The organism is Paenibacillus sp. ACRSA, from assembly GCF_022346845.1.
In the GTDB taxonomy this organism is placed as follows: domain Bacteria; phylum Bacillota; class Bacilli; order Paenibacillales; family Paenibacillaceae; genus Paenibacillus.
Genome location: NZ_JAKRNP010000001.1, coordinates 145,810 through 169,776, shown reverse-complemented (window position 1 = coordinate 169,776; position 23,967 = coordinate 145,810). Strand labels below are relative to the sequence as shown.

Sequence of the window (23,967 nt, the reverse complement as noted above, 5' to 3'; positions counted from 1 at the left end):
CAAGCTTTTGTGTCCTCGTAAAGTACTCGAAATAAGTTTGGAAGTAAGGCTCCACCATGTGTGGTGATTCTGTGGGAGGAAGCTCTTCATGAATGCAGCGACAGTTAGGCACATACTCGATACGATGGAATCGATGTTTCCTGATGCACATTGCGAATTAAATCACAGCAATGCGTTTGAATTGACGGTAGCTGTCCTATTGTCGGCCCAATGCACCGACGAAACAGTAAACAAGGTAACCGCAGACTTGTTTCAAAAGTATACGAGCCCTGCTGATTATCTGGCGGTTCCTTTAGAGGAATTGGAACAGGATATTCGGCGAATCGGCCTGTATCGGAACAAGGCCAAGCATATTCAGAACATGTGCCGTATTTTAATAGAGCAGTATGGCGGTGATGTACCGCAGGAACATGATCAGCTTGTGACGCTACCAGGGGTCGGACGGAAAACCGCGAACGTTGTTGTTTCTAATGCGTTTGGCGTTCCTGCCATTGCGGTGGATACGCATGTAGAACGTGTGTCCAAACGGCTAGGACTGGCTGGATGGGATGACTCTGTTCTTGAAGTCGAGAAAAAATTGATGAAGCGCGTACCCCGAGATGAGTGGACGTTGACCCATCACCGGATCATCTTTTTTGGACGCTACCATTGTAAGGCCCAGAACCCAGCGTGCCATATCTGCCCTCTGCTGGATATATGCAGGGAAGGGAAAAAGCGTATGAAAACGTCCCAAATCAGGAAAGATAAGGAACGTAGTAGTACTCCTAAACGAAAAATAAATTAATGATTAGAAGAGGATGAGTAACGATGAAATGCATTTCCGTTTACACTGACAATTTTGAAGCCTTCTCCGATATTTTTGAACAAGTTGTGGAGCAGGAAATGGCTGAAAATGAAGAAAAAGAAGTAGAAGGTATCACTGTAAGTCATTCTGGCGACGTGCCTGAGCATTATTTGGAGCGCATGTCCACAAAACCAGAAGTTGTAGTTATGAGAGACAAAGGAAGAAATATTACAATTCTTCAGCATGGACAAGTATTTGAAATTTTGTTGCCTACAATGGAGAACGCGGTTTCTTAATTTACACCTATACCCATGGATATGTTGCATCTATGTTGGCATGCTCATTATGAAGCAATACCGCATACTAAAGGTGCAGCATGTTCGTGAAGTACCATCGATAAAACCGATATATTCGGTTTTATTTTTTTATATATATGGAATTCATTATAGGTTGAGCCGGCAGGATCTGTAGAGCATGGTAGATGCTTTGTCTGTGCGTTAATACATAGAAATCGTTCAAATTCGCACGAGGTAATGTTAAAATGGGACTATTATAAATGCGAGTTCAAAAAGAATCCAACTTTAATGCTGAAAACGCTGAGTAAGTATGTGATTTTTTGTTTTATAATCCAATGGGACTTTTTGAACAACTTCTATAAGAGAAAGGCATTATCACGAAGGATGCCAAATTGAGGAGCCAGGGGGAAAGGCCAGTCATGACGAAAACAGATTATCCAGTAGAGATGGCTAAACCTCTGCTTCCACTGCGAGAGGCAATGGAGCAGACGAGAGACCATACGGCAGTACAGGCTATAACAGATCTGATCCGCAAGGCGGAAATGAAGCAATTGACAATCGCATTCTGCGGGCACTTCTCAGCCGGTAAGTCTAGTCTGATTAATAGTTTGTGTGGTAAACGGGTACTGCCTTCAAGTCCTGTGCCTACAAGTGCTAACGTCGTATCAATCCGTAATGGTGCACCGCGAGCGATTATTCATACGACGGATCACGAAAGCGCTGACAATGCATCAGGCGTGGGCAGTACGCTGGAGGTTTCCCCTGAGCAGTTAGAAGCGTATTGCAAAAATGGTGGCGCATATCGTTCGATTGAAGTGTGGGATGACATTCCCTTGCTAAAAAATGATGCAGTACTGTTAGATACACCTGGTGTGGATTCAACAGATCGAGGTCATGGATTGGCGACACATTCAGCACTTCATTTAGCTGACGTGGTGTTCTATGTGATGGATTATAATCATGTGCAATCAGAGAGCAACTTGTCATTTGCTAAAAGCTTGTCGGATTGGGGCAAACCGCTGTTCTTGATCGTGAATCAGATTGATAAGCATCGAGAAAAAGAGCTTTCGTTTGATACGTATATCGAGGGTGTTGAAACGATCTTTAATGCTTGGGAAGTTCGATATGATGGGCTATTGTTCACATCACTTCGAGACAAGGATCACCGCTACAACCAGTGGAAGCAGATTCCTGAGCTTATTGAACATATGTTGGAACATAAAGAGGGGCTGATCCAGCATAGTTTGGTGAGTTCCGCTAGTCATGTGACAGCACAGCATTTAGAGCGGCGAGCGGAAGAACGAGAAGAGGAAGAAGCGAGTCTGCTTGAGGAAATCGGTGGGCCGGAAGGCTTGGAAAGATTGGAGCATGAGCTAGCGACAATTCAGCAACAAGAAGCTGAGCTTCGTTCCAAGCCGTCACGGGAACGAGAGAAGTTTCGGGCAGAACTTGAACCTCTTCTGGCTAATGCCAATCTCACACCAGCAGATATCCGTACGTCGGCAGGTGCATTTCTGGAAAGTCGCAAACCTGGATTCCGGGTGGGACTCCTATTTTCAGGTGGTAAAACGGAGCAGGAGAAACAACGCCGAGCGACAGAGCTTGCTGGATTGCTGCAAGACCAAGTTCAGGGACAAGTGGAAGTTCATATCCGCACGATGCTTAGACAGCTAGGTGAATCTCATCAGATCTGGGGAGTTGAGTGGGAACAGGCGCTGAATGCAGAGCTTCCTGTCGTGGATGAGGCTTTGCTTGAGATGAAACGAAGTGCAAGTGCAGAGTTGTCTCCTGAGTATATACTTCAATATAGCAAAGAGTTGCGAGGCGAGATTGAGGCTCGCTACCGCAAGTCGGCCATGATGCTGGTCGACCGCATGCTTGAAGCGCTGAGCGCGCAAGGCGAAGCCGCGCTTCAAGCGCTGGACGCCAGCCGCACAGCGTTGCTGGCGCAATCCGCTGCGGCGAAGCGCTACACTGCGCTTCAGCGCGCCGCCGCAGCGGAGGCAGCAGGGCTGCGCAGCCTGCTGCCTCCTGCGGGCTCCCTCCCCTCCGGGCTATTGCCGGAGGTGCGGAGCCCGCAAGTGCCCGTGCATGAGCCGAGCGAAGCTCCCGGCTCGCACACGGGCACCACGCCTGTGGCTGCGCAGCCACAGGCAACGCCGCAGCGCACAGCAGCAGCGGCGCAAGGGCACCCGGCGGCTGGCGCTGAGCGTCGCCGGCGCCTGGACGCAGCGGCGGCACGGCTGGAAGCCGCCGCTGCGGTGGTGGAGCCGTACCCCGCCATGGGGTCGGCGGTACGGGATCTACGTGCACGCGCGGCTTCGCTTGCCGGCGGCACGTTTACACTCGCGCTGTTCGGTGCGTTCAGCGCGGGTAAGTCCTCCTTCGCCAACGCTTTGCTCGGCGAAGCTATCTTACCGGTCTCGCCGCACCCAACAACAGCGGCGATTAACCGCATTATGGCTCCGTCCGGTGGAGCGGAGCATGGCACTGCCCGAGTCCGGATGAAGACTCGGAATGCTTTCCAAGAGGATCTTGCATATTCCTTCCGTTTGCTTGGCTTGGGTGAACCTGAAGCCGATTGGCAGAAACGCGTCAAATCTCTATCGCCTCAAGATATACATCCAGCAGGAAGACCGCATTATAGCTTTTTGCAGGCGGCTGCGGCTGGTTGGGAGGATACTGCGGATCAATTGGGTCAAGATGTGTTAGTTGATCTGGCCGGTTATCGTAACTTTGTGGCAAATGAACGGAAGTCCTGCTTTGTTGATAGCATAGACCTCTACTATAGTTGTGCAGTTACGGAGCAAGGCATTGTCCTGGTGGATACGCCAGGAGCTGACTCGGTGAATGCCCGACATACCGGAGTAACGTTTAATTATATGAAGAATGCGGATGCGCTTATATTTGTAACGTATTATAACCATGCCTTTTCACAAGGAGATCGACAATTCCTGACTCAATTAGGCCGGGTGAAGGACAGCTCAGCAATGGATCAGATGTTCTTTGTTGTGAATGCAAGTGATCTTTCTTCGTCACAAGAGGAATTGGAACAAGTTCTGGATCATGTGAGCACCCAGCTTCGTACCAATGGAATTCGTTCACCTCGATTATTCCCAGTGTCTAGCTTGCTTGCGATGGATGGCAAGAGCACCGGTAATGCTGAGTTGCTTCAGCAATCGGGCTTTACGCGGTTTGAAGAAGAATTCAATCGCTTCGCTGGTAGAGAGCTTGCCGATCTCGCCGTTCACGGAGCAGCGGAAGAATTGACCCGTGTGGTGCAGCGATTGAAGCAGAGAGCAGAGGATGCGGTGCAAGGTGAAGAGGTGTTAGAGCGTCGTCGTCTAGAGCTGAATTCGATCATGGATCAATCCGTAGGCCGTATTCGTACCCTCTCTGAACGATCCATGAAGGAGGAGCTGACACAAGAAACAGGGGAGTTGCTCTTTCATGTGAGACAGCGACTCGCATATCGACTCGGTACGTTTATGGCTGAGGCATTCCATCCGTCAGTACTACGAGAAGATCGCGGTCAATTGAAAAGCGCCTTTGCTGCATGTGGACGTGAACTGTTGCGTATGATTGCGGTTGAGCTTGAACAGGAGCTGCTGGCAACCACACTACGATTAGAACAGACGGGTCAGACATGGCTGCAGAAGCAGATCACGGATTGTATCGAGGAATTGAAGCGTTTATCTGGGGGAATGGAACTATCCTTATCCTTTAATGAGGAATGGACAACACCCGTTCTTGAGGAGATTCGATTAGAGGAGCCATCCGGCTGGAAAACCTATCAAAGTTATTTACGCAATCCCAAGCAGTTCTTCGAAGGAGGTGGGCGTCAGCGACTGCAAGAAGTGCTGGAGCCTGTCATTAAACAAATGGTTGCTGATGTGTTACCTCCTGCCCAGCATAAGCTTATTGAATTCTATGATGTGCAGCTTCGGCAGTCATTACAATATCAAGCCAGACAGTTAGAGGAGAGACTTCAAGAAGCGGTAAACGCGTTGAACGAAACGTTGACAAGTGGCATACTCGCGGACGAATGGAATGCTCTTTCCCTGCAAGTACAGCAATTCGTACACGAATAAATCTACACGAAGTGTGTACCTATGAATTCATGTTCAAAAAGGCTCCCGACTAAGAGGTCAACAAGGGAGCCTTTTTTTTGTACGAACAACCTGAAATGAAGAGAATATTCAAACATTTGATTGATAGGTGGTTGTTTACCCCTGTTAATGCCGCATTAAGGAGAAAGTAGCCTGAATATGGTCTGTTATTCGCTTTGCCGCGAAGGGGGGACGGTGATAAACTTCATAAATGTTCATACTATTTTGAACTAGACAAGAGGAGGAGAAACATGGATGTTCTCAGGCAACTGCAAACCTTTTTTTGGGAAAAGCGATCGTATTTATTTGTATCAATCTTGTTCCTCGCCTTAGCGACTGCACTCGGGCTTGTGTATCCGAACCTGCTTAGGATTTTGATTGATGACGTAATTATACCGCGAAGTTTTGAAGACGTTCCCATACTTGCTTTAACTGTGTTAGGTGTTGTTATTTTGAAGGCGGGTATGCAATTTTTACACGGTTTCTTTGGAGGCCGACTGGGTAACTTTTTGGCATACCGGCTACGTAATGCTTGTTATGAAAAGCTTCAATTTTTATCCTTCCGTTATTATGACACGGCCAAAACGGGAGATCTGATGTCCCGCCTCACGGGAGATTTGGAAGCGATCCGGAACTTTATCGGATTTGGCTTCGCCCAGATTCTCAACATGGTATTGATGGTCGTATTCGGCGCAATTATGATGATGACGATGAGTTGGCAGCTTACCCTGTATACACTTATTTGTATTCCTCTACTTGCCTTCGTTGCGCTAAGATTCGAATCCCGAATTCACCCTGCGTTCCAAGAAATGCGACTCGCGCTGAGTTCACTCACGACAGCCGTACAGGAGAATATTACAGGAGTGCGTACGGTTAAGTCTTTTGCTCGTGAACCATATGAAGTGGAGAAGTTCTCTACACGTAATGAACGTTACAAAACGAATCAGATTCATGCGGCAACTTTATGGAGTCATTATTTTCCGATCATGGAGATCCTCGCTTCTGTAAGTGTGGTCTTACTCTTGGTCATCGGTGGCAGAATGGTAATTCAGCAAACGCTAACACTTGGTGAACTCGTTGCCTTTTTCAGTTTGATCTGGTACATAATTGGACCAATGTGGAACCTTGGTTTCCATATCAACAACTATACTCAATCAAAAGCTTCGGGTGAACGCGTACTAGAACTGTTGAATACGCCAGTAGATGTACAAGAAACAGAAGATCCACTTATTATGGAGGCTGATCATGTTAATGGACATGTAACCTTCGAATCCGTAACTTTTGCGTATGGCAACAAAATGCCAGCCGTGACAGATATCAATTTTGATGCACCTCCTGGAACGGTTATCGGTTTCCTCGGCGGAACAGGGTCAGGAAAATCGACGATTATTCAGCTCCTGATGAGGGCGTATAACGTTAACTCGGGAACGATTAAGCTAGATGGAAAAAATATTAAAGACATCGGTATTCGTAGTTTACGTAGTCAGATTGCTTCAGTGTTCCAGGAGACGTTCCTGTTCTCCTCAAGTATTCGCAACAATATTTCCTACGGTTTGAAAAATGTCACAATGGATGAAATCATCCGGGCAGCGAAGCTGGCCAAAGCACATGATTTCATTATGGAATTCCCTGGTGGGTATGACACGGTTGTCGGAGAGCGTGGAATGGGTCTTTCAGGTGGTCAGAAACAGCGGATCGCCATCGCAAGAGCTTTGTTGAAAAACCCGAAAATTCTAGTGCTTGATGATGCAACCAGTGCGGTAGATATGGAAACCGAGCATGAGATTCAATCCGGCTTCCAAGAGGTTATGCGTGGCAGAACGACATTTATTATTGCCCACCGGATATCTTCACTCCGACATGCGGATGAGATTCTGGTGCTCGATGAAGGACGTGTCGTGCAGCGCGGTAAACACCAAGACCTTATTGAAGTACCTGGACCATATCAGGATGTTTATAAGATTCAATATGCAGATTACATTGCCCGCGGTAAGCGGGAGGCTGGGGAGCAGGTGAATTCATGAGTGCTGATACAGTAGCAGATAGGCGCGAGGTCAAGGGAACCTCGAATCAGAAATTAAATGAACGATTCGTATATCAAGATGACGAAATTATAGAAAAACCGTTTAACTGGAAAGAGTTTGGTCGATTGTTTGCATATATGAAGCCTTATGCAAGACAGCTCTTGCCACTTGTCATCTTAATGATGATATTGGGAACGATCACCAAATTGTCTGTACCGTTCTTAATCAGTTTGGCGATTGACCGTGCGATAGCACCTCAGACGGGATTGCCTAGTATGACATTACTTTATTTGATCGCTGGTTCGGTACTTGTACTGTATTTAATTCAGTGGGCTGCCAATACGTATCGGATCAAATTGACCAATATTATTGGACAGCGAGTAATTTACGATCTTCGATCAGACCTATTCAAGCATATTCAGAAATTGTCCTTTAACTTTTTTGACAAAAGACCAGCAGGCTCAGTGCTTGTACGTGTCACGAATGACATTAACTCCTTGCAGGACTTGTTCACAAATGGTGCAGTTAACGTCATGATTGACTGTGTGCAGTTGCTTGGTATCATCGTAATTTTGTTGCTAATCAACTGGAAGCTGGGGCTTGCTGTCATTATCACGGTTCCAATCATGTTTATTATCTCGACCAAACTGCGCGTATTGATTCGCCGTGCTTGGCAGGACGTGCGTATGAAGAACTCCCGTATTAACTCCCACTTGAATGAATCCATTCAAGGGATTCGAGTGACTCAAGCGTATACGCAGGAAAAAGAGAACATGAAATACTTTGACAACATGAACCTGTCCAGCAAGAAGTCTTGGGATAGAGCATCGGCGATGAACCAGGGCTTCGGACCACTCATTGAAATTACGGGTGGTTTCGGTACATTGATTCTGTTCTGGTTTGGTGCATACCTGATTCAAGATAATCAGTTGACTGTCGGCTTGCTTGTTGCCTTTGCCAACTACGTTGGTAACTTCTGGGATCCAATCAATCGTCTAGGTCAAATGTACAATCAATTGCTGGTTGCGATGGCTTCTTCTGAACGGATCTTCGAATTCATGGATGAGAAGCCAAGTATTGCAGACAAACCAGGTGCGAAGCCACTTCCTTCAATTAAAGGGGATATCGTATTTGATAATGTTGTATTCGAGTATGAGAAAGGCAGACAGGCGCTGAAGGGAATCAGCTTTAAGGCAGACGCAGGTCAATCGATTGCACTGGTGGGTCACACAGGCTCTGGTAAGAGTACAATCATTAACCTAATCAGCCGCTTCTATGATATATCTGACGGGCGTTTAACGATTGATGGTCGTGATGTTCGGGATGTAACTGTAGAGAGCTTACGCAGTCAGATCAGTATCGTGTTGCAGGATACGTTTATCTTCTCAGGTACGATTCGTGATAATATTCGATTCGGGCGGTTAGATGCGACAAATGAAGAAGTGGAGGATGCTGCAAAAGCAGTAAACGCTCATGAATTCATTATGAAGCTTCCAGGTGGATATGATACTGAAGTTGAAGAGCGCGGAAATGTCTTATCCATGGGTCAACGCCAACTATTATCCTTCGCTCGTGCATTGCTGGCAGATCCACGTATCTTGATTCTGGATGAAGCGACAGCAAGTATTGATACGGAAACTGAACTGAAAATCCAGGAGGCGTTGAAGGTCTTGTTGCAAGGTAGAACATCCTTTATGGTCGCTCACCGTCTCTCGACGATTCGTAATGCGGATAATATTATTGTACTGGATCATGGTGAAATTAAAGAAGAAGGAAATCACGAACAGTTGATTAAACAGCAAGGTGTGTATAATGGGCTTATTGAGGCTCAGTACAAATTTTTGTAGAGCAAACTTGAACATTTCTTAAACGTTATAAGACTTTAAATTATAACACTCTGGTATTCTTTTGACTTGATCTTCTCGGATAAGAGCAACCTATTCGTTGGAGGCAAGGTATAAAGGTTACTGGAGTGTTTTTCTATCTAGTACTTCCCATATTGTCAATTCAACATATCCATAAACGATGGTCATCTTATGAAGCGTATTATCTTAGATCATGTTAGCTTTCATATGTTATATTGAAACAACTTAGGGAACTCTACATTTTAGGGCTGGGGGGAACACTTTTGCACGATACCTATGCGAGCATACCATCAGCTCGGTTTGATCCGCTGGATCATATGCATTTTAAACTCACTTATATAGATCATACGAATGAGAATACGAGCGAATGGTCTTTGAAAAAGCATTTTATTGAAACGTATATGCTTATATTTGTGGTTAGTGGACAGGGCTGGTTAAGGATAGATGGGAATTTCGTGGAGCTGCGTTCAGGTGGACTGTATATCGGCTTTCCTGGGCAATTAGTGGAGGCGAATGTACATTCCTTAGACGAATACGGTGTGTATCATATGAGCTTTGATGTAATGTTTACACGAGAGCAAGACAAAGTGGTCGCTTTGGATCGAATGAAGCAGCTTCTCCGTTATGAGGTGAACGGTGAGCTCACTTCCCTTTCATCGGTTGTTGTTGGTGAACTCTGTCAGATGATCTATCAGTTCGTCTTGAACAAAGACGGCTTGCACCGATATTACGGTCAGATTCGTTTTCAGGAGCTAATGTATACGATATTTTCTGATGGCGTTCTTGCAGCAGAGAACGAACAGGCATTACCTGTTGAACAGGTAAAGGTCTACTTGGAGCAGAATTATACGAATAAAATAAGCATTCAGGAGTTGGCAGCTGTTGCGCGAATGAGTACAAGGCACTTTATGCGTGTATTTAAGAAGAGATATGGTTGTAGTGCAATGGACTATTTGACCTCTTACCGAATCAAGCAAGCTCAGATGTTGATGAGGAGCGATCACAATTATCGACTCAAGGATGTTGCATCTTATGTAGGATATCAGGATGAATCGTATTTCCGCCGCAAATTCAAACAGATCTCGGGTATTCCACCAGCGGCGTTCCTACGAAATAGCAAACAAAAAATCGCTGCCGTTCATCCGTTCAGTATCGGGATCCTGCTTGCACTGCAGATCATCCCATGTGCCGCTCCAGCAAGTCATCCATGGACGTATTATTACCGGCGGAAATATCAGACGGACAAGGTGATCCCGCTCGCATTAGGGGAGAACACTTGGGTAGAACAGCTTCAATCACTACAACCAGATTATATTGTGACTGTATCTACAGAGATGTCCGAGTCTTTGCAAAGTCAACTTCAGTCCGTTGCTCCCGTCTGCACCATCCCTTGGGAAAACAATGACTGGAAAGAGCATTTGAGAGTTGTTGCTCGATTTTTGGATAGATCAGACATCGCCGAGGTATGGCTTAAGAGGTATGAAGAGCGTGCAGCCCAAGTGAAGGAAGAGCTTGAAGTGACCATTCGTGAAGACGAATTGCTTGTACTCAAAGTGTACGGCGAGCATTTGCAGGTGCTTGGTTCTGCTAGTATTGCTTCTGTCTTCTATGAAGATATGGAAATGAATGTTCCAGCAGGTGCAGAGAGTCTATGGAACAAGGATTCCGTCACCCTACAGGAAGTATCCACGCTCAATTTTGGAAGATTATTGTTGATCATAGGTGAGGATGAGACTTCTAAACAGACTTGGACATGCCTCCGAGCTTCGGACGAGTGGAATAACATTGCTGTGGTACGTAACGGTAAGATGGACGTATTAATGTCTAGCGTTCTGCTGGATTATACTGCGTTCACCCATGAACTTATGCTGCATGAACTATTAAAGCTGTGGCACGATCGTCCATAGTAAAAAGTCTGAATCGTCAATATCATGCTAGACTAAATTTGATTATACTACTCCTATATCACAATGATAATGATAATTATTATTAATTAGACATTGTCATTACTTATTGACATATAGGGGGTACATAGAGAAATGAGATTTAAATGGCTAGCATTAGTAAGCACAATATTGATTCTGCTCGTAATTACCGCGTGTGGTGCGAAGGGGCAGGAAGTAAGCACAGGCTCCGGACAGGATCATGCGGAGAGTGGAGCAACGTCACAAGAAAGTAACGTAAAAACAGTGAATAGTGAGATGGGAGAAATTGAAATTCCAGTAACACCACAAAGGGTGGTTGGGCTATCCGTAGTATATCCAGAATTCTTGTATGCCCTTGGCATTGTGCCTGTTGCTGTTCAAAATTATCATGACGATTTCCCTTCTTATTTGTCAGAGCCTTTCTCGAATACGATGAAAATGGGCATTGGCAAAACACCAAATTTTGAAGCCATTATGGAAGCGAACCCAGACTTGATTATTGCTCCAGCCTGGTGGTCGCAGAAAGACTACGATCAGCTGACGCTAATTGCACCAACTGTATTATTGCTAGGTCGTGATGATTGGCGTGATGAGCTACGTGACATCGCCAAAATTGTAAACAAGGAAGAGCAGGGCGAGAAGGTCATACAAGATTTAGTAGAGAAGGAGAAGACGGCCGCTAATACATTGAACAAACTGATTGGTGATGAAACGGTGCTATACATTCGGGTAATGGAAAAGGAAATTGTAATGCATGGAGAGAACATCGACCGAGGCAACTTTGTTCACAAAAGACTTGGAATGAAGCCAGTTCCTAATTTCCCGCAGTCCGAAAAGGCATTGTCCGTATCTCTAGAAGTGCTGCCTGAGTACGATGCAGATCATCTAATCGTTCAGCTTGATGACGAGAATAATCCGGAGATTAAAAAGAGGTTCGAACAGATGTTAACGACATCATTGTGGAAAAATCTAAAAGCCGTCAAGGAAGATCATGTGTACATGGTAGGTGGCAAAGAGTGGTTTAATCTGGGTATGGCTCCGCTTGCAGATAGCTATGTCATTGATGATATTGTTGCTGCTTTTGAGGAAAAAAATGAATTGTAGAAAAAGAACTCTGTTACCGAGTCTCGCATTCCATAACTAATTAATCAGGATGTGTCCACAATGCGTGAAGAAGATATTTATGATGTAACCATCATTGGAGGCGGCCCTGCCGGAATGTATGCGGCATTTTATGCGGGGATGCGTGAGATGAAGGTCAAAATTATTGAAGGTAAGGATCAACTTGGCGGATTTCTACACACCTATGCCGAGAAAACGATCTGGGATGTAGGCGGATTGCCACCTATGAAATGCTCAAAATTGATTGAGTGGCTCGTACAGCAGGCCAACACATTTAACCCAACGGTTGTATTTAATCGTCAGATGGAACGCTTCTCTCGTCTGGAAAACGGGATATTGGCGATCTATACCGCTGAGGGAGAAATCCATTACACCCGAACGATGATCATCGCAGTAGGTCGTGGCGTCGCTGAAATTCAGAGGCTGGAGCTTCAGGAATCGAATGATAATGAGCCTATAAACCTTCACTATACGGTGCAAAATCCGGAATACTTTGCAGGGAAACGTGTGCTTGTTTCAGGTGGAGGCAACAGTGCTGTAGACTGGGCCATTGAACTTGCTAAAGTCGCTCAACGTGTTGTTGTCGTCCATCGTCAATCTGAATTTCGCGCAATGGAACGCAATGTCAGCGAGATGCAAGAGATAGCGGATGTGAGAACTCCGTATCAGATTACACAACTGCATACCAAGGGTGAACGCATTAACCAGGTTGGGATTACGCATACGGTGAATCGAGATCATATCGTATTGGATGTCGATGAAGTTGTGATTAGCCATGGGTATACAAGTAATCTTAGTGATCTTGCCAGTTGTGGACTAATGATGAGTGACGGAATGGTTATGATGAGTCAACACGCTGAAACCAACCTACCGGGTATATTTGCAGCAGGCGACTGTGCCACTAACGAGAGCAAAGTCCGGCTCATAGCTGGAGCTTTTAACGATGCAATCGTTGCGGTGAATCGTGCCAAACAATACTTGAATCCAGAGGCAGCTAAGATGGCTTATGTTTCTTCCCATAATGAGCTCTTCCGTGATAGGAATCAGAATTTATCCCGTTCATAAGTTCGTCGTTCGGTTTCTCCACTCCCATGAAAGGCGACCGATATCTCTGAGATGTTATTACTTATAGATGACAAGTTTTAACGTTAAAATTTATATCCTTATTTCTGGGAAGATTGGAAAGAGTGCCAAAACGCTAAGCAATAATTGTAAAATTTGATCGAAAAAACAGAAAAAATCTTGTAAAATTCACAAGAAAAATAGGGAGTACTCTTGCAATCTTTAACCAAAACCCCGAAAATAGAGAGACAGATATAGAAGATTTCTCTTTGGGAGGATTGGAAAGAACATGTGGGGTGCTCCTTTTTCGGCTCAAGCCAAAAAAATGCTGCTATTAGGCAGCGGAGAATTGGGAAAAGAGGTCGTTATTGAGGCCACGCGACTGGGAGTCGAGACGATCGCTGTTGATCGTTACGATAATGCACCTGCAATGCAGGTTGCTCACCGGTCTTACTGCATCGACATGTTAGATGCCGAGGCTCTGAAACAATTGATTCGTAAGGAACAACCGCATTTTATTGTACCGGAGATCGAAGCTATTGCTACAGAAGCTCTTCTTGAGCTGGAGGAAGAGGGATTTTGTGTCGTACCTACGGCTCGTGCTGCCCGCTTAACGATGGATCGCGAAGGTATTCGTCGTCTGGCAGCCGAACAATTGAAACTTCCAACGGCAGCTTATCTATTTGCAGACAATTTGGAGCAACTTCAAGAAGCTGTTCGTGAATTGGGTACACCTTGTGTAATCAAACCACTGATGAGTTCTTCGGGCAAAGGGCAGAGTGTATGCCGTACGCCGAATGATGTGGAGGATTGCTGGAACATCGCTCTTTCGGGAGCTAGAGGCAAGTCCGTACGTGTCATCGTGGAGAGCTTTGTGAAATTTGAGAGTGAAATTACGCTGTTAACTGTAAGATCTGTATCAGGGACTGTATTCTGTCCTCCAATCGGTCATATTCAGAAGGATGGGGATTATGTCGAATCTTGGCAGCCTCATGCGATGACGCCAGAGCAATGGGAGCAAGCTTGTCATATTGCGAAGTCTGTTACCGATGAGCTTGGTGGATATGGACTGTTCGGGGTTGAATTGTTTCTGACGGCGGATGGTGTTGTGTTTAGTGAGGTATCTCCTCGTCCACATGATACAGGCATGGTTACAATGATTACTCAGGATTGTTCTGAGTTTGCATTACATGTCCGTGCTATCCTTGGATTTCCGGTAACGGGTGTACATTTGCTCACACCGGGAGCTTCAGCTACGCTGAAAGCTACTGTTGAAACATCTGACTTTACTATAGGCGGTATCGAAGAAGCATTGGCACTTCCGCGTACTCAGGTTCGTATTTTTGGTAAGCCTGAGACCAAGGTTGGACGCCGTATGGCTGTAGCGTTAAGTGCAGACTTAAATGTGGAAGAAGCTCGAAAAACAGCGGTTCAAGCCGCAAATATGCTGAAAGTGGAGGTAAATCATGTCCAATAATGCCCAGGCCCCTGTACTGATGATCCGAGAGTGTGAACTGCGAGATGCAGAAGCGGTAACGGGACTGATGCGAGAGGTCAGCTATCCGACAACAACAAATGTTATGAAAGAGCGTATCGAAGGGTTGGAGAACAATCCGAATGCTTGCATGCTTGTTGCCGAAGTGGATGAACAAATTATTGGTGTGATCGGCTTGCAATGTGTGCAAAGTCATGCCTATCCAGAACCAGCAGCACAGATTACTTCTTTAATTGTGGGAGAAGAACATCGTGGAGGCGGAATCGGTCGTCGCTTGATGGCTCGTGCAGAGGATTGGGGCAAACAGCAAGGCGGCAAACAGCTGTTTGTTACCGGAGGTAATCGCGAAGCTACTTCACCAACGTATTCATTTTACGAGCACATTGGCTTCCATAAAAAAGGATATCGTTTCAGTAAAGTCCTTCTATAGAAAGTAAGGTCTTTTCGATCAGAAGAATTCGTCTATTGCTGAACAAGACAAAATGATGGCATTCGGACAAGTTTATTCGGTCTGGATGCCATTTTTTTGATGCTTATGTCCGTGAATAATAGAATTATGTACTCTTTCAGCTTCTTTAAAGCAGTAATTATTTAATTAGTATACATAGTGATCAAGTCATTTATTTGCCGTCAGTATAGTAATTTAAACCGTTGATTCATCTTTGAAACTGCTATAAAAAATGACAAAAAAGTTACTTTTCCATATTTTAAAGGTTCACAACACTCCTCTTAATTGATATACTGCTAGAGTATTAATTACAAAGTTGTCATAACTTAATTTTTGAGGAGATGAATTATTTGAAGAAAAATTTGATCAAAACTGTCGTCGCTGGAAGTTTAACAGCTGTATTGGCTGTAGGGGTTATGCTCCCTGCATCCGCATCTGCTGCTAACCCATCCACATATAAGCAAACATACAAAATTACAGATGCAGGTAGCCTGCAAACATTCTTGGAGAAATGGTTGAAAGACAATGGATTCACTGTAACGAATGGTCAAGTGGTTAAACAGCCTGTAGCCGAGCCTACTACACCTACTACTCCTGCTAAACCAGAACAGCCAGCACAGCCAGTTAAAGAAGACAAGCCTGCGACTACGCCAGCTAAAGATCCTTCGAATACAGGAAACACAGGTAACACAGGTAACACAGGTAATACAAACAACAACACGAACAGCGACAGCACTAAATCTGACTTTGCTACTCAAGTTGTAAAATTGGTAAATGCTGAACGTGCCAAAGCAGGTCTAAACGCACTGACTTCTGATGCACTTCTGGATAAAGTCGCTTTGGCAAAAGCAAAAGATATGAGCGACAATAAGTACTTTGCTCACCAATCACCAACGTATGGTTCTCCATTTGATATGATGAAACAGTTTGGCGTAACTTACAGCTACGCTGGTGAGAATATTGCTCAAGGTCAAAAAACACCACAGGAAGTTGTTACAGCATGGATGAACAGTGAGGGTCACCGCGCAAACATTCTGAACAAAAACTTCACTCAGATCGGTGTTGGATATTACAACGGATACTGGGCGCAAGAGTTCGTTGGTAAATAAGATATAGCTATAAGTGTATTGAAGATCGATATATGCTAAAATAAAGCTTCCAAAAAGGTTATGCCAACACAGATAAACATCTGTGGATGGTATAACCTTTTTTCCGTAAAATGACATAATGAAAATGCATTTTACAGTTACCATGACAAAGTTTGCAAATTAACCACAGAACATTTATGTTAATTATGAAAACATCATCTTTAGTGTAAAGTCATTTATAAATTATAAACACCGTAGCGGTGTGATGAGTGGAGATGTGATGGATGAAAAAACAGAAAAAAGTTCTGGATTCAGCACCATGGATCTGGAGAATTGTAGGTACATTATCCATACTAGCAACTTTGTTGCTGATATTTGGATTTGGGTACGCGATAAAAGACGTTATTTATCCGGAAGGAGACACATCGCTGAATTCAGGTGATAAAACAGCTGCATCAAGTGATAATCAGGATGAACCAGCTGTTGTAGAGGATGGCAAGATTCGTATGGCTGTTATTGGTGATTCTCTCGCTAGAGGTACAGGGGATGATCAGGGTCTGGGTTTTGTACGACGTGCAGGAAACATATTGAAAGATGAGGGTCACGATGTTCAGGTTCTCAATAACCTTGGTGTTAATGGACTGAGAACGGATGCGCTATTGACGAAACTCGATGAGCAAGGCGTGCGTTACGTGCTGAAACAGTCTAATTTTATTCTCATTTCAATTGGTGCAAATGACCTGTTCCAGGGAGGACAAGTTCTGCAAGGGGAAAATCCACCGACGGCAGAATCTCTCTCAGCCGCTTTACCAGAAACGTCCAAACGCCTTCAAGAAATATTGAAGAAAGTAAAAGAGATTAATCCTACTGCGCAGATTGCATACCTTGGTCTCTATAATCCGTTTGGTGATGTGAAGGAGCTGGAGAAGCCCGGCAATGCAGTAGTTTCGGCATGGAACGATGCAGCTTCAGAAATCCTGAACAACGAGGACAACATGACGCTTGTTCCTACATTTGATCTATTTGAAAATCATCTGGGCGAATATTTATCATCCGATCATTTCCATCCTAATGGACCAGGCTATGAACAAATTGCAGTTCGGATTGCACAGGAATATCAAGCAGAGACACCGGCAGAGGGGAGCGCAAAATAAATGGCAGAGCAGCAATACGATTCAGTATTATCCGTACAACATCTGAAGAAAAAGATTGGACGTAAGTGGATTATTAAGGACGTTACGTTTGACGTTAAACCAGGTGAGATTTTTGGATTTCTGGGACCCAATGGAGCCGGCAAAACAACGACAATTCGTATGCTTGTGGATCTGATCAAACCAACTGAAGGCAAAATTAAAGTCTGTGGTTATGATGTGAACCGAGATCCAGAGAGAGCACTGAAGTACGTGGGCTCCATCGTTGAGAATCCGGAGGTATATACATATTTGACCGGGTGGGAGAACTTGGAGCATTTCGCTCGCATGCAACCTGGTGTGGATCATGAGCGCATTCAGGAAGTTGTTGATATTGTTCGTCTCGATCAGCGTATTCACGACAAAGTTAGAACGTATTCTCTAGGGATGCGTCAGCGTCTCGGAATTGCTCAAGCACTGCTTGGACGTCCGCGTCTGCTCATTTTGGATGAGCCAACCAATGGACTTGACCCTAAGGGGATCAAGGAATTACGTATCTTTATCAAGCAGCTTGCTAATGAAGGGATGGCGGTCTTTGTCAGCAGTCACTTGTTAAGTGAAATACAGCTTCTCTGTGACCGTGTAGCCATAATTAGTGCTGGACGTGTACTTACGGTTGGGGGCGTTCATGAATTGATTGAGGACCATTCGAAGTTAGCGATATGGCATCTCACACCCTTGGAACAAGGAAAACAAATACTGCTGGGTGCAGGAATTACGTTGGTCGATCGACCTGGCGATGTGATGGATGATACCCTTGTTGCAGGACTTGGTTCCAACGCTGTTGTTGCCGAAATGCCTGAAGAGCAGATCCCTGATCTGGTGCAGCAAATGGTTCAAGCTGGGATTCAAGTCGAAGGCGTACAGCGTATTCAGCCAACACTGGAACAACTATTCTTAAAAATGACAGAAGGTGAATCCATTGAGTAATATTATGCCGTTAATTCGCAACGAAACGATTAAAATGGTAAAGAAAAAACGCCTTTATATTATTTTTATCGTTCTGGCCGTTTTGGTGCCGATGTTTACGTATGCACAGATGAAATCTTCGCAAAATAATCAAGACAAGTTTAACGGCGATTGGCGACTTGAGTTACAACAGGCCATTACCGATAATCAGAACTCGCTTGGCAGTGATCGGGTGCCTGAGGAATTTAAGAAATATAGAACAGTATATATCCAGCAGATGCAATATTATCTGGAAAATGACATCAATCCGAAAGAACCGGGTGGTGTAACCTTTACGAGAGAGTTCATGAATAATGCAGTTGGTTTATTTATTCCTCTGTTAATCATGGCCATTGCTTCGGATCTAGTGTCGGGAGAACGTACAACAGGAACCATTAAAATGCTCTTGACTCGTCCGGTTAGGCGATGGAAAGTGCTTCTGAGCAAATTGATTACGCTGATCATGTTTGTCTCGATTATCGTGATATCAGCTTATGTGATCTGTTATGCCATATCTGGCGCTGTTTTTGGATATAAAGGATTTACGATGCCGGTCTTCACAGGCTTTAAGATTGTGGGGACAGAAGTGGATATGTCGACTGTGCATGCTGTAGATCAATGGCAGTATATGCTCATGCAGGCAGGATTAATTTGGTTTGTTAGTGTGATCGTAGCCATGCTGGCCTTTATGGTATCGGTTCTTGTGCGAAGTACGGCTGCAAGTATTGTCATTATGATGGCTGCGCTTATCGCAGGAACGATCCTTACGAACATGGCAGCTTCATGGGAAACAGCCAAATATCTCTTCATGGTAAACCTAGAACTTCCTAATTATTTGTCAGGTGGATTACCACCAATTGAAGGAATGAATTTGTCATTTTCCCTTATTGTACTTAGTGTTTGGGGTATTGCTTCACTGATTGTGTCATTCCTTGTCTTTACGAAACGGGATATCTTGAATTAAAATGGACAAGGATAAGAAAACATCTGTTTGCATTTTAGCAATTTTTTTAGTTGGTAGTGAAGAAGGGGGAGCATGAATGGTCGAGCAAATCGATATGTCGGCAGGTTCGACAGGCGGAGGACAAGGGTCTTCAGGCTACGACGCGGACGACATTCAAGTACTTGAAGGACTGGTAGCGGTTCGGAAACGGCCCGGGATGTACATCGGCAGCACCAGTTCTTCGGGTCTGCATCATTTGGTATGGGAGATTGTTGACAATGCTGTCGACGAACATCTCGCCAAATTCTGCTCCAAAATCGATATCACCCTGCATAAGGACGGTTCCATTACGGTTCAGGATAACGGAAGGGGAATTCCGACAGGTATACATAAAACAGGGATTCCTACTCCCCAGGTCGTGTTTACGATTTTGCACGCAGGCGGAAAATTCGGAGGATCAGGATACAAGAAATCTGGTGGACTTCACGGTGTAGGAGCTTCGGTAACGAACGCTTTGTCCGAGTGGCTTGAAGTTGAAATTTTCCGTGATGGCAAGATTCATCGTCAACGATTCGAATATTGGCAAGATAAAAAAGGTGTAGAGCATGTCGGAGAGCCGGTTACAGGTCTTGAAGTATTGGGCAACACCAATCGCACTGGAACGAAGGTTACGTTCAAGCCGGATGTTCGTGTTTTTCAAAATGGTATTCAGTTAAATTACGATACACTTGCGGAGCGTCTGCAAGAGATTGCATTCTTGAACTCTGGTCTAAGGATTGTGCTCAAAGACGAACGCTCAGGAAATCAAGATGAGTACATGTATGAAGGTGGAGCAAGTCAATTTGTCGCATATCTGAACGAAAATAAAGATGTGCTGCATGATGTCATTCATTTTGTTGCGGAGAAGGATGATATCGAAGTTGAAGTGGCGATTCAGTACAACGCTGGTTATACCGAAACGCTGGCGTCATTTGTTAACTCCATACCTACCAGAGGTGGGGGAACACATGAGACCGGATTCAAGACGGCCTATACCCGTGTGATGAATGAATATGCAAGACGGACGAACATGATTAAGGAAAAGGACAAAAACCTAGAAGGTAACGACCTTCGTGAAGGTATGATGTCTGTTATTAGTGTCAAAATGTCTGAGGTTGAGTTCGTCGGTCAAACGAAAGACCAACTCGGAAGCGCATCTGCTCGAAGTGTAGTGGATTCTGTCGTGGCAGAGAACATGCAACGGTTCTTGGAAGAGAACCCACAGGTTGCACAGACACTGATCCGCAAAGCAGTTCAGGCTTCTCGTGCAAGAGAGGCAGCGCGTAAAGCTCGTGACGAGATGCGTTCAGGCAGAAAACGTAGTGAAAGTTCCAATCTGAACGGGAAGTTAACTCCGGCACAATCGAAAGATTTTTCTCGGAATGAGCTGTTCATTGTAGAGGGAGATTCGGCAGGAGGTTCAGCGAAACAAGGGCGGGATTCCAAAATTCAAGCCATTCTTCCGCTCAAAGGGAAGCCGCTAAACCCAGAGAAGGCCAAGCTTGCTGACATATTGAAAAATGAAGAGTATCGTGCAATTACTGCTGCCATTGGAGCAGGTATTGGTACCGAGTTCGCGGTTGAAGACAGCAATTATTCCAAAATCATCATTATGACAGATGCCGATACAGACGGTGCGCATATTCAAGTATTGTTGCTAACGTTCTTTTATCGCTACATGAAACCTTTGATTGATGAGGGTAAAGTGTACATTGCTCAGCCGCCGCTATACAAAATCACTAGCAAATCTGGCAAAATGTCAACCGTTCGTTATGCTTGGACGGATGAACAATTGGCTAATTACATGAAAGAATTAGGTAAAAACGTCGAACTTCAGCGTTACAAAGGATTGGGTGAGATGAACCCTGATCAATTATGGGAAACGACAATGAATCCAGAGTCGCGTGCATTGCTCAAAGTCGAGATTGTGGATGCGGCAAAAGCAGAGCGACGGGTATCCACACTTATGGGTGACAAAGTAGACCCACGTAAACGCTGGATTGTAGAGAACGTTGACTTTACAGAGTACGAAGAATAGAAGGTGCTTGGAATGAGTCTATCAGAACAATTTATGCCGGCCTTTCTCGAAGAGGTCGTAGGTGACCGTTTCGGTCGCTACTCCAAATACATTATTCAGGATCGGGCGATCCCCGATGTGCGTGATGGTTTAAAACCCGTGCAACGGCGTATTTTGTATGCCATGTATGACTCGGGTAATACGCCTGAGAAGCCGTATCGTAAGTCTGCCAAAACCGTTGGGGACGTTATGGGTAATTACCACCCTCATGGTGACTCCTCCATCTATGATGGTATGGTGCGGATGGCACAGCCATGGAAAATGGGCCATATGCTGGTGGACGGTCATGGTAACTGGGGCTCGCAGGATGATGATCCGGCTGCAGCGATGCGTTACACAGAAGCACGTTTGTCACCGATTGCGATGGAGATGTTACGTGATATTGAGAAACGTACCGTCTTGTTCAAGGATAACTTTGATAACACAGCTAAAGAACCCGTTGTATTGCCCTCACGCTATCCGAACTTGTTGGTTAATGGCGTAAGCGGGATTTCTTCTGGCTTTGCAACGGAGATCCCAACGCATAATCTGCGGGAGGTCATTGACGCAAGTATTGCTGTGATGGAGAAACCTTCGATTGAGCTAGAAGAGATCATGATGTTCATGAAGGGTCCGGACTTTCCAACAGGTGGACTGATAATGGGCGGTGACGGCATTTTGGATGCGTACCGCACGGGTAAAGGACGTATCTATATTCGTTCCAAAACGGATATCGAGAACATGCGTGGTGGTAGACAACAAATTGTCATTACGGAGATTCCTTATCAAGTCGTGAAGTCTCGCCTAGTCACAGCGATGGAGAACATCCGTCTGGAGAAAAAGGTCGAAGGCATCGCTGAGGTACGTGACGAGAGTGGGCGTGAAGGCCTACGTATCGTAATCGAGTTGAAAAAAGAAGCGGATGCACAGGGTATTCTGGCATATTTGCTCAAAAAAACCGATTTACAGGTAACCTATAACTTTAATATGGTGGCGATCGTTAATAAAGCGCCGCAACAGTTGGGCTTAAAAGCGATTCTGGAAGCTTATATTGCCCACCAGCGTGAAGTTGTGACGTTCCGTACCCAGTATGAGCTGGAGAAAGCGGAAGACCGTGCACATGTGCTAGAGGGGCTTGTTAAAGCACTGAATATTTTGGATGAAGTGATCGCTGCGATCAAAGCATCAAAAAACCGCCAAGATGCTCAGAATAATCTAATGTGGATGTTTGGATTTTCCGAGCGCCAAGCGGATTCAATACTCACCCTGCAATTATACCGTTTGACTAATCTGGAGATCACTTCGCTCGAGAAAGAACTTGGCGAATTGATGAAAAAGATTGCACAGCTACGTGCTATTCTAGATAGTGACCGCAAGCTAATCGGAGTAATTCGTAAGGAATTGTTGGAGATTCGAGAGAAATACGGTATTGATCGTCGCTCTGCAATCCAAGGCGAAGTCGAAGAGCTTAAAGTTAATTTGGAAGTGCTGGTTAACGCGGAAGATGTATTTGTGACTTTATCCAAAGAAGGATACATTAAACGCACAGGCATGCAGTCCTTTTCAAGATCTGGTGGGGAACGTAACGGTAGCGGTGTAAAAGAAGGAGACTATATATCACAAGTCCTTGAAGTAAATACACTTGAGAACCTACTGGTATTCACAAAGAAAGGACAATACTTCCTTCTGCCTGTTCATCAGGTGCCAGAGTTCAAATGGAAAGATCCAGGGACAGCTATTGTCAATGTGATTCCACTTGCCAAAGATGATCGGATATCCACTGTGCTTGCAGTGAAGTCCTTTGAGGAGCCCAATCATAGCCTGGTGTTTGTGACACGTAAAGGCCAGGTGAAGCGTACCGAATTGAAAGAGTATGTAACGAAACGTTCGGGTGCTGTGGCTGCGTGCAAAGTAGGTAAGGATGATGAGGTATTATCGGTTCATTTAAGCACGAGTGACAAAGAAATTATGCTGATTACCAAAGAAGCGATGGCTATTCGTTTCCGTGAGGATGAAGTTAATCCGATGGGACGGGTATCCGGTGGTGTACGCGGGATTCAGCTAAAAGATACAGACGAAGTGGTTGCTGCTTTATGGGTAGAGGGCGATGAAGGTGAAATTGCTGTGTTGTCTGATCTAGGCTATGGCAAACGTTCATTATTGCTCGATTATGCATTACAGAGCCGCGGAGGCAAAGGTCTTGCAACATTTGAGTTTAAGGAAGGCAAGCGGGTTAAACCGAACGGTAGCCGTATTGCAGCAGCCTTCTATTGTCGTGAAAAACGAAGCTTTAATCTAATGACGAAGGAAGGGCATACTCATGCGATTTCTTCGGAAGGTGTACCGATCACAGAGCGTAAGCATATCGGTAAGTTACTTGTACATGTAGATAAGCAAGATGAAATTATGGAATTGCTCGGAGACTTTACGGAAGATGCTTCTGGCTCATAAATTTCAAAATAGTTATAATTGAAGACTCTTCACAGTGCAGCTAATCCTGTCATGTGAGGAGTCTTTTTTTGTTGCTATGAGGCGGATTACAAGAGAGCTTTTATGCGAAGTTTAACAACCTT

The 23,967-nt window shown here is 44.9% G+C and carries 16 protein-coding genes; all 16 read left to right on the top strand.

Annotated elements, in window-relative coordinates:
- The first annotated feature begins 88 nt into the window (after positions 1-88).
- Entirely contained in the window at positions 89-784 is a 696-nt protein-coding gene (nth, locus tag MH215_RS00755; protein WP_239287082.1) for an endonuclease III, read from the top strand.
- A 23-nt stretch (positions 785-807) separates the two neighbouring features.
- The gene (locus tag MH215_RS00750; protein ID WP_056696846.1) at positions 808-1,080 is read left to right on the top strand and encodes a hypothetical protein; all 273 of its coding nucleotides are present in this window, start codon (positions 808-810) and stop codon (positions 1,078-1,080) included.
- 419 nt (positions 1,081-1,499) lie between these two features.
- The gene (locus MH215_RS00745) at positions 1,500-5,171 is read left to right on the top strand and encodes a dynamin family protein (RefSeq protein WP_239287081.1); all 3,672 of its coding nucleotides are present in this window, start codon (positions 1,500-1,502) and stop codon (positions 5,169-5,171) included.
- Between the two features lie 269 nt (positions 5,172-5,440).
- The gene (locus tag MH215_RS00740) at positions 5,441-7,213 is read left to right on the top strand and encodes an ABC transporter ATP-binding protein (RefSeq protein WP_145047419.1); all 1,773 of its coding nucleotides are present in this window, start codon (positions 5,441-5,443) and stop codon (positions 7,211-7,213) included.
- Complete coding sequence (locus tag MH215_RS00735; protein ID WP_239287080.1) at positions 7,210-9,060, top strand: ABC transporter ATP-binding protein; 1,851 nt, start codon at positions 7,210-7,212, stop codon at positions 9,058-9,060. Before MH215_RS00740 ends, MH215_RS00735 begins: the two co-directional genes overlap by 4 nt.
- A gap of 281 nt (positions 9,061-9,341) precedes the next feature.
- On the top strand, positions 9,342-10,985 hold the full coding sequence (locus MH215_RS00730; protein ID WP_239287079.1) for a helix-turn-helix domain-containing protein: 1,644 nt from the start codon (positions 9,342-9,344) through the stop codon (positions 10,983-10,985).
- 132 nt (positions 10,986-11,117) lie between these two features.
- Complete coding sequence (locus MH215_RS00725) at positions 11,118-12,107, top strand: ABC transporter substrate-binding protein (protein WP_239287078.1); 990 nt, start codon at positions 11,118-11,120, stop codon at positions 12,105-12,107.
- A 60-nt stretch (positions 12,108-12,167) separates the two neighbouring features.
- Positions 12,168-13,190: an NAD(P)/FAD-dependent oxidoreductase gene (locus MH215_RS00720; RefSeq protein ID WP_239287077.1), complete on the top strand. Its 1,023-nt coding sequence runs from the start codon at positions 12,168-12,170 to the stop codon at positions 13,188-13,190.
- A 286-nt stretch (positions 13,191-13,476) separates the two neighbouring features.
- Positions 13,477-14,664 carry a formate-dependent phosphoribosylglycinamide formyltransferase gene (purT, locus tag MH215_RS00715; RefSeq protein WP_239287076.1) on the top strand — a complete coding sequence of 396 codons (1,188 nt, stop codon included), beginning with the start codon at positions 13,477-13,479 and terminating at the stop codon, positions 14,662-14,664.
- Positions 14,654-15,112, top strand: coding sequence for a GNAT family N-acetyltransferase (locus MH215_RS00710; protein ID WP_056696862.1), 459 nt, complete (start codon positions 14,654-14,656; stop codon positions 15,110-15,112). The genes purT and MH215_RS00710 overlap by 11 nt, the downstream gene beginning before the upstream one ends.
- A 368-nt stretch (positions 15,113-15,480) precedes the next feature.
- On the top strand, positions 15,481-16,239 hold the full coding sequence (locus MH215_RS00705) for a CAP domain-containing protein (protein WP_239287075.1): 759 nt from the start codon (positions 15,481-15,483) through the stop codon (positions 16,237-16,239).
- Between the two features lie 263 nt (positions 16,240-16,502).
- Positions 16,503-17,372 carry a GDSL-type esterase/lipase family protein gene (locus MH215_RS00700; RefSeq protein ID WP_239287074.1) on the top strand — a complete coding sequence of 290 codons (870 nt, stop codon included), beginning with the start codon at positions 16,503-16,505 and terminating at the stop codon, positions 17,370-17,372.
- A complete protein-coding gene (locus MH215_RS00695) occupies positions 17,373-18,338 on the top strand; it encodes an ABC transporter ATP-binding protein (protein ID WP_239287073.1) in 966 nt (321 codons plus the stop codon).
- A complete protein-coding gene (locus MH215_RS00690; protein WP_239287072.1) occupies positions 18,331-19,320 on the top strand; it encodes an ABC transporter permease in 990 nt (329 codons plus the stop codon). Before MH215_RS00695 ends, MH215_RS00690 begins: the two co-directional genes overlap by 8 nt.
- 76 nt (positions 19,321-19,396) lie before the next feature.
- Positions 19,397-21,376 carry a DNA topoisomerase IV subunit B gene (parE, locus tag MH215_RS00685; protein WP_239287071.1) on the top strand — a complete coding sequence of 660 codons (1,980 nt, stop codon included), beginning with the start codon at positions 19,397-19,399 and terminating at the stop codon, positions 21,374-21,376.
- 12 nt (positions 21,377-21,388) lie between these two features.
- Positions 21,389-23,845 carry a DNA gyrase subunit A gene (gyrA, locus tag MH215_RS00680; protein WP_239287070.1) on the top strand — a complete coding sequence of 819 codons (2,457 nt, stop codon included), beginning with the start codon at positions 21,389-21,391 and terminating at the stop codon, positions 23,843-23,845.
- Positions 23,846-23,967 lie beyond the last annotated feature (122 nt).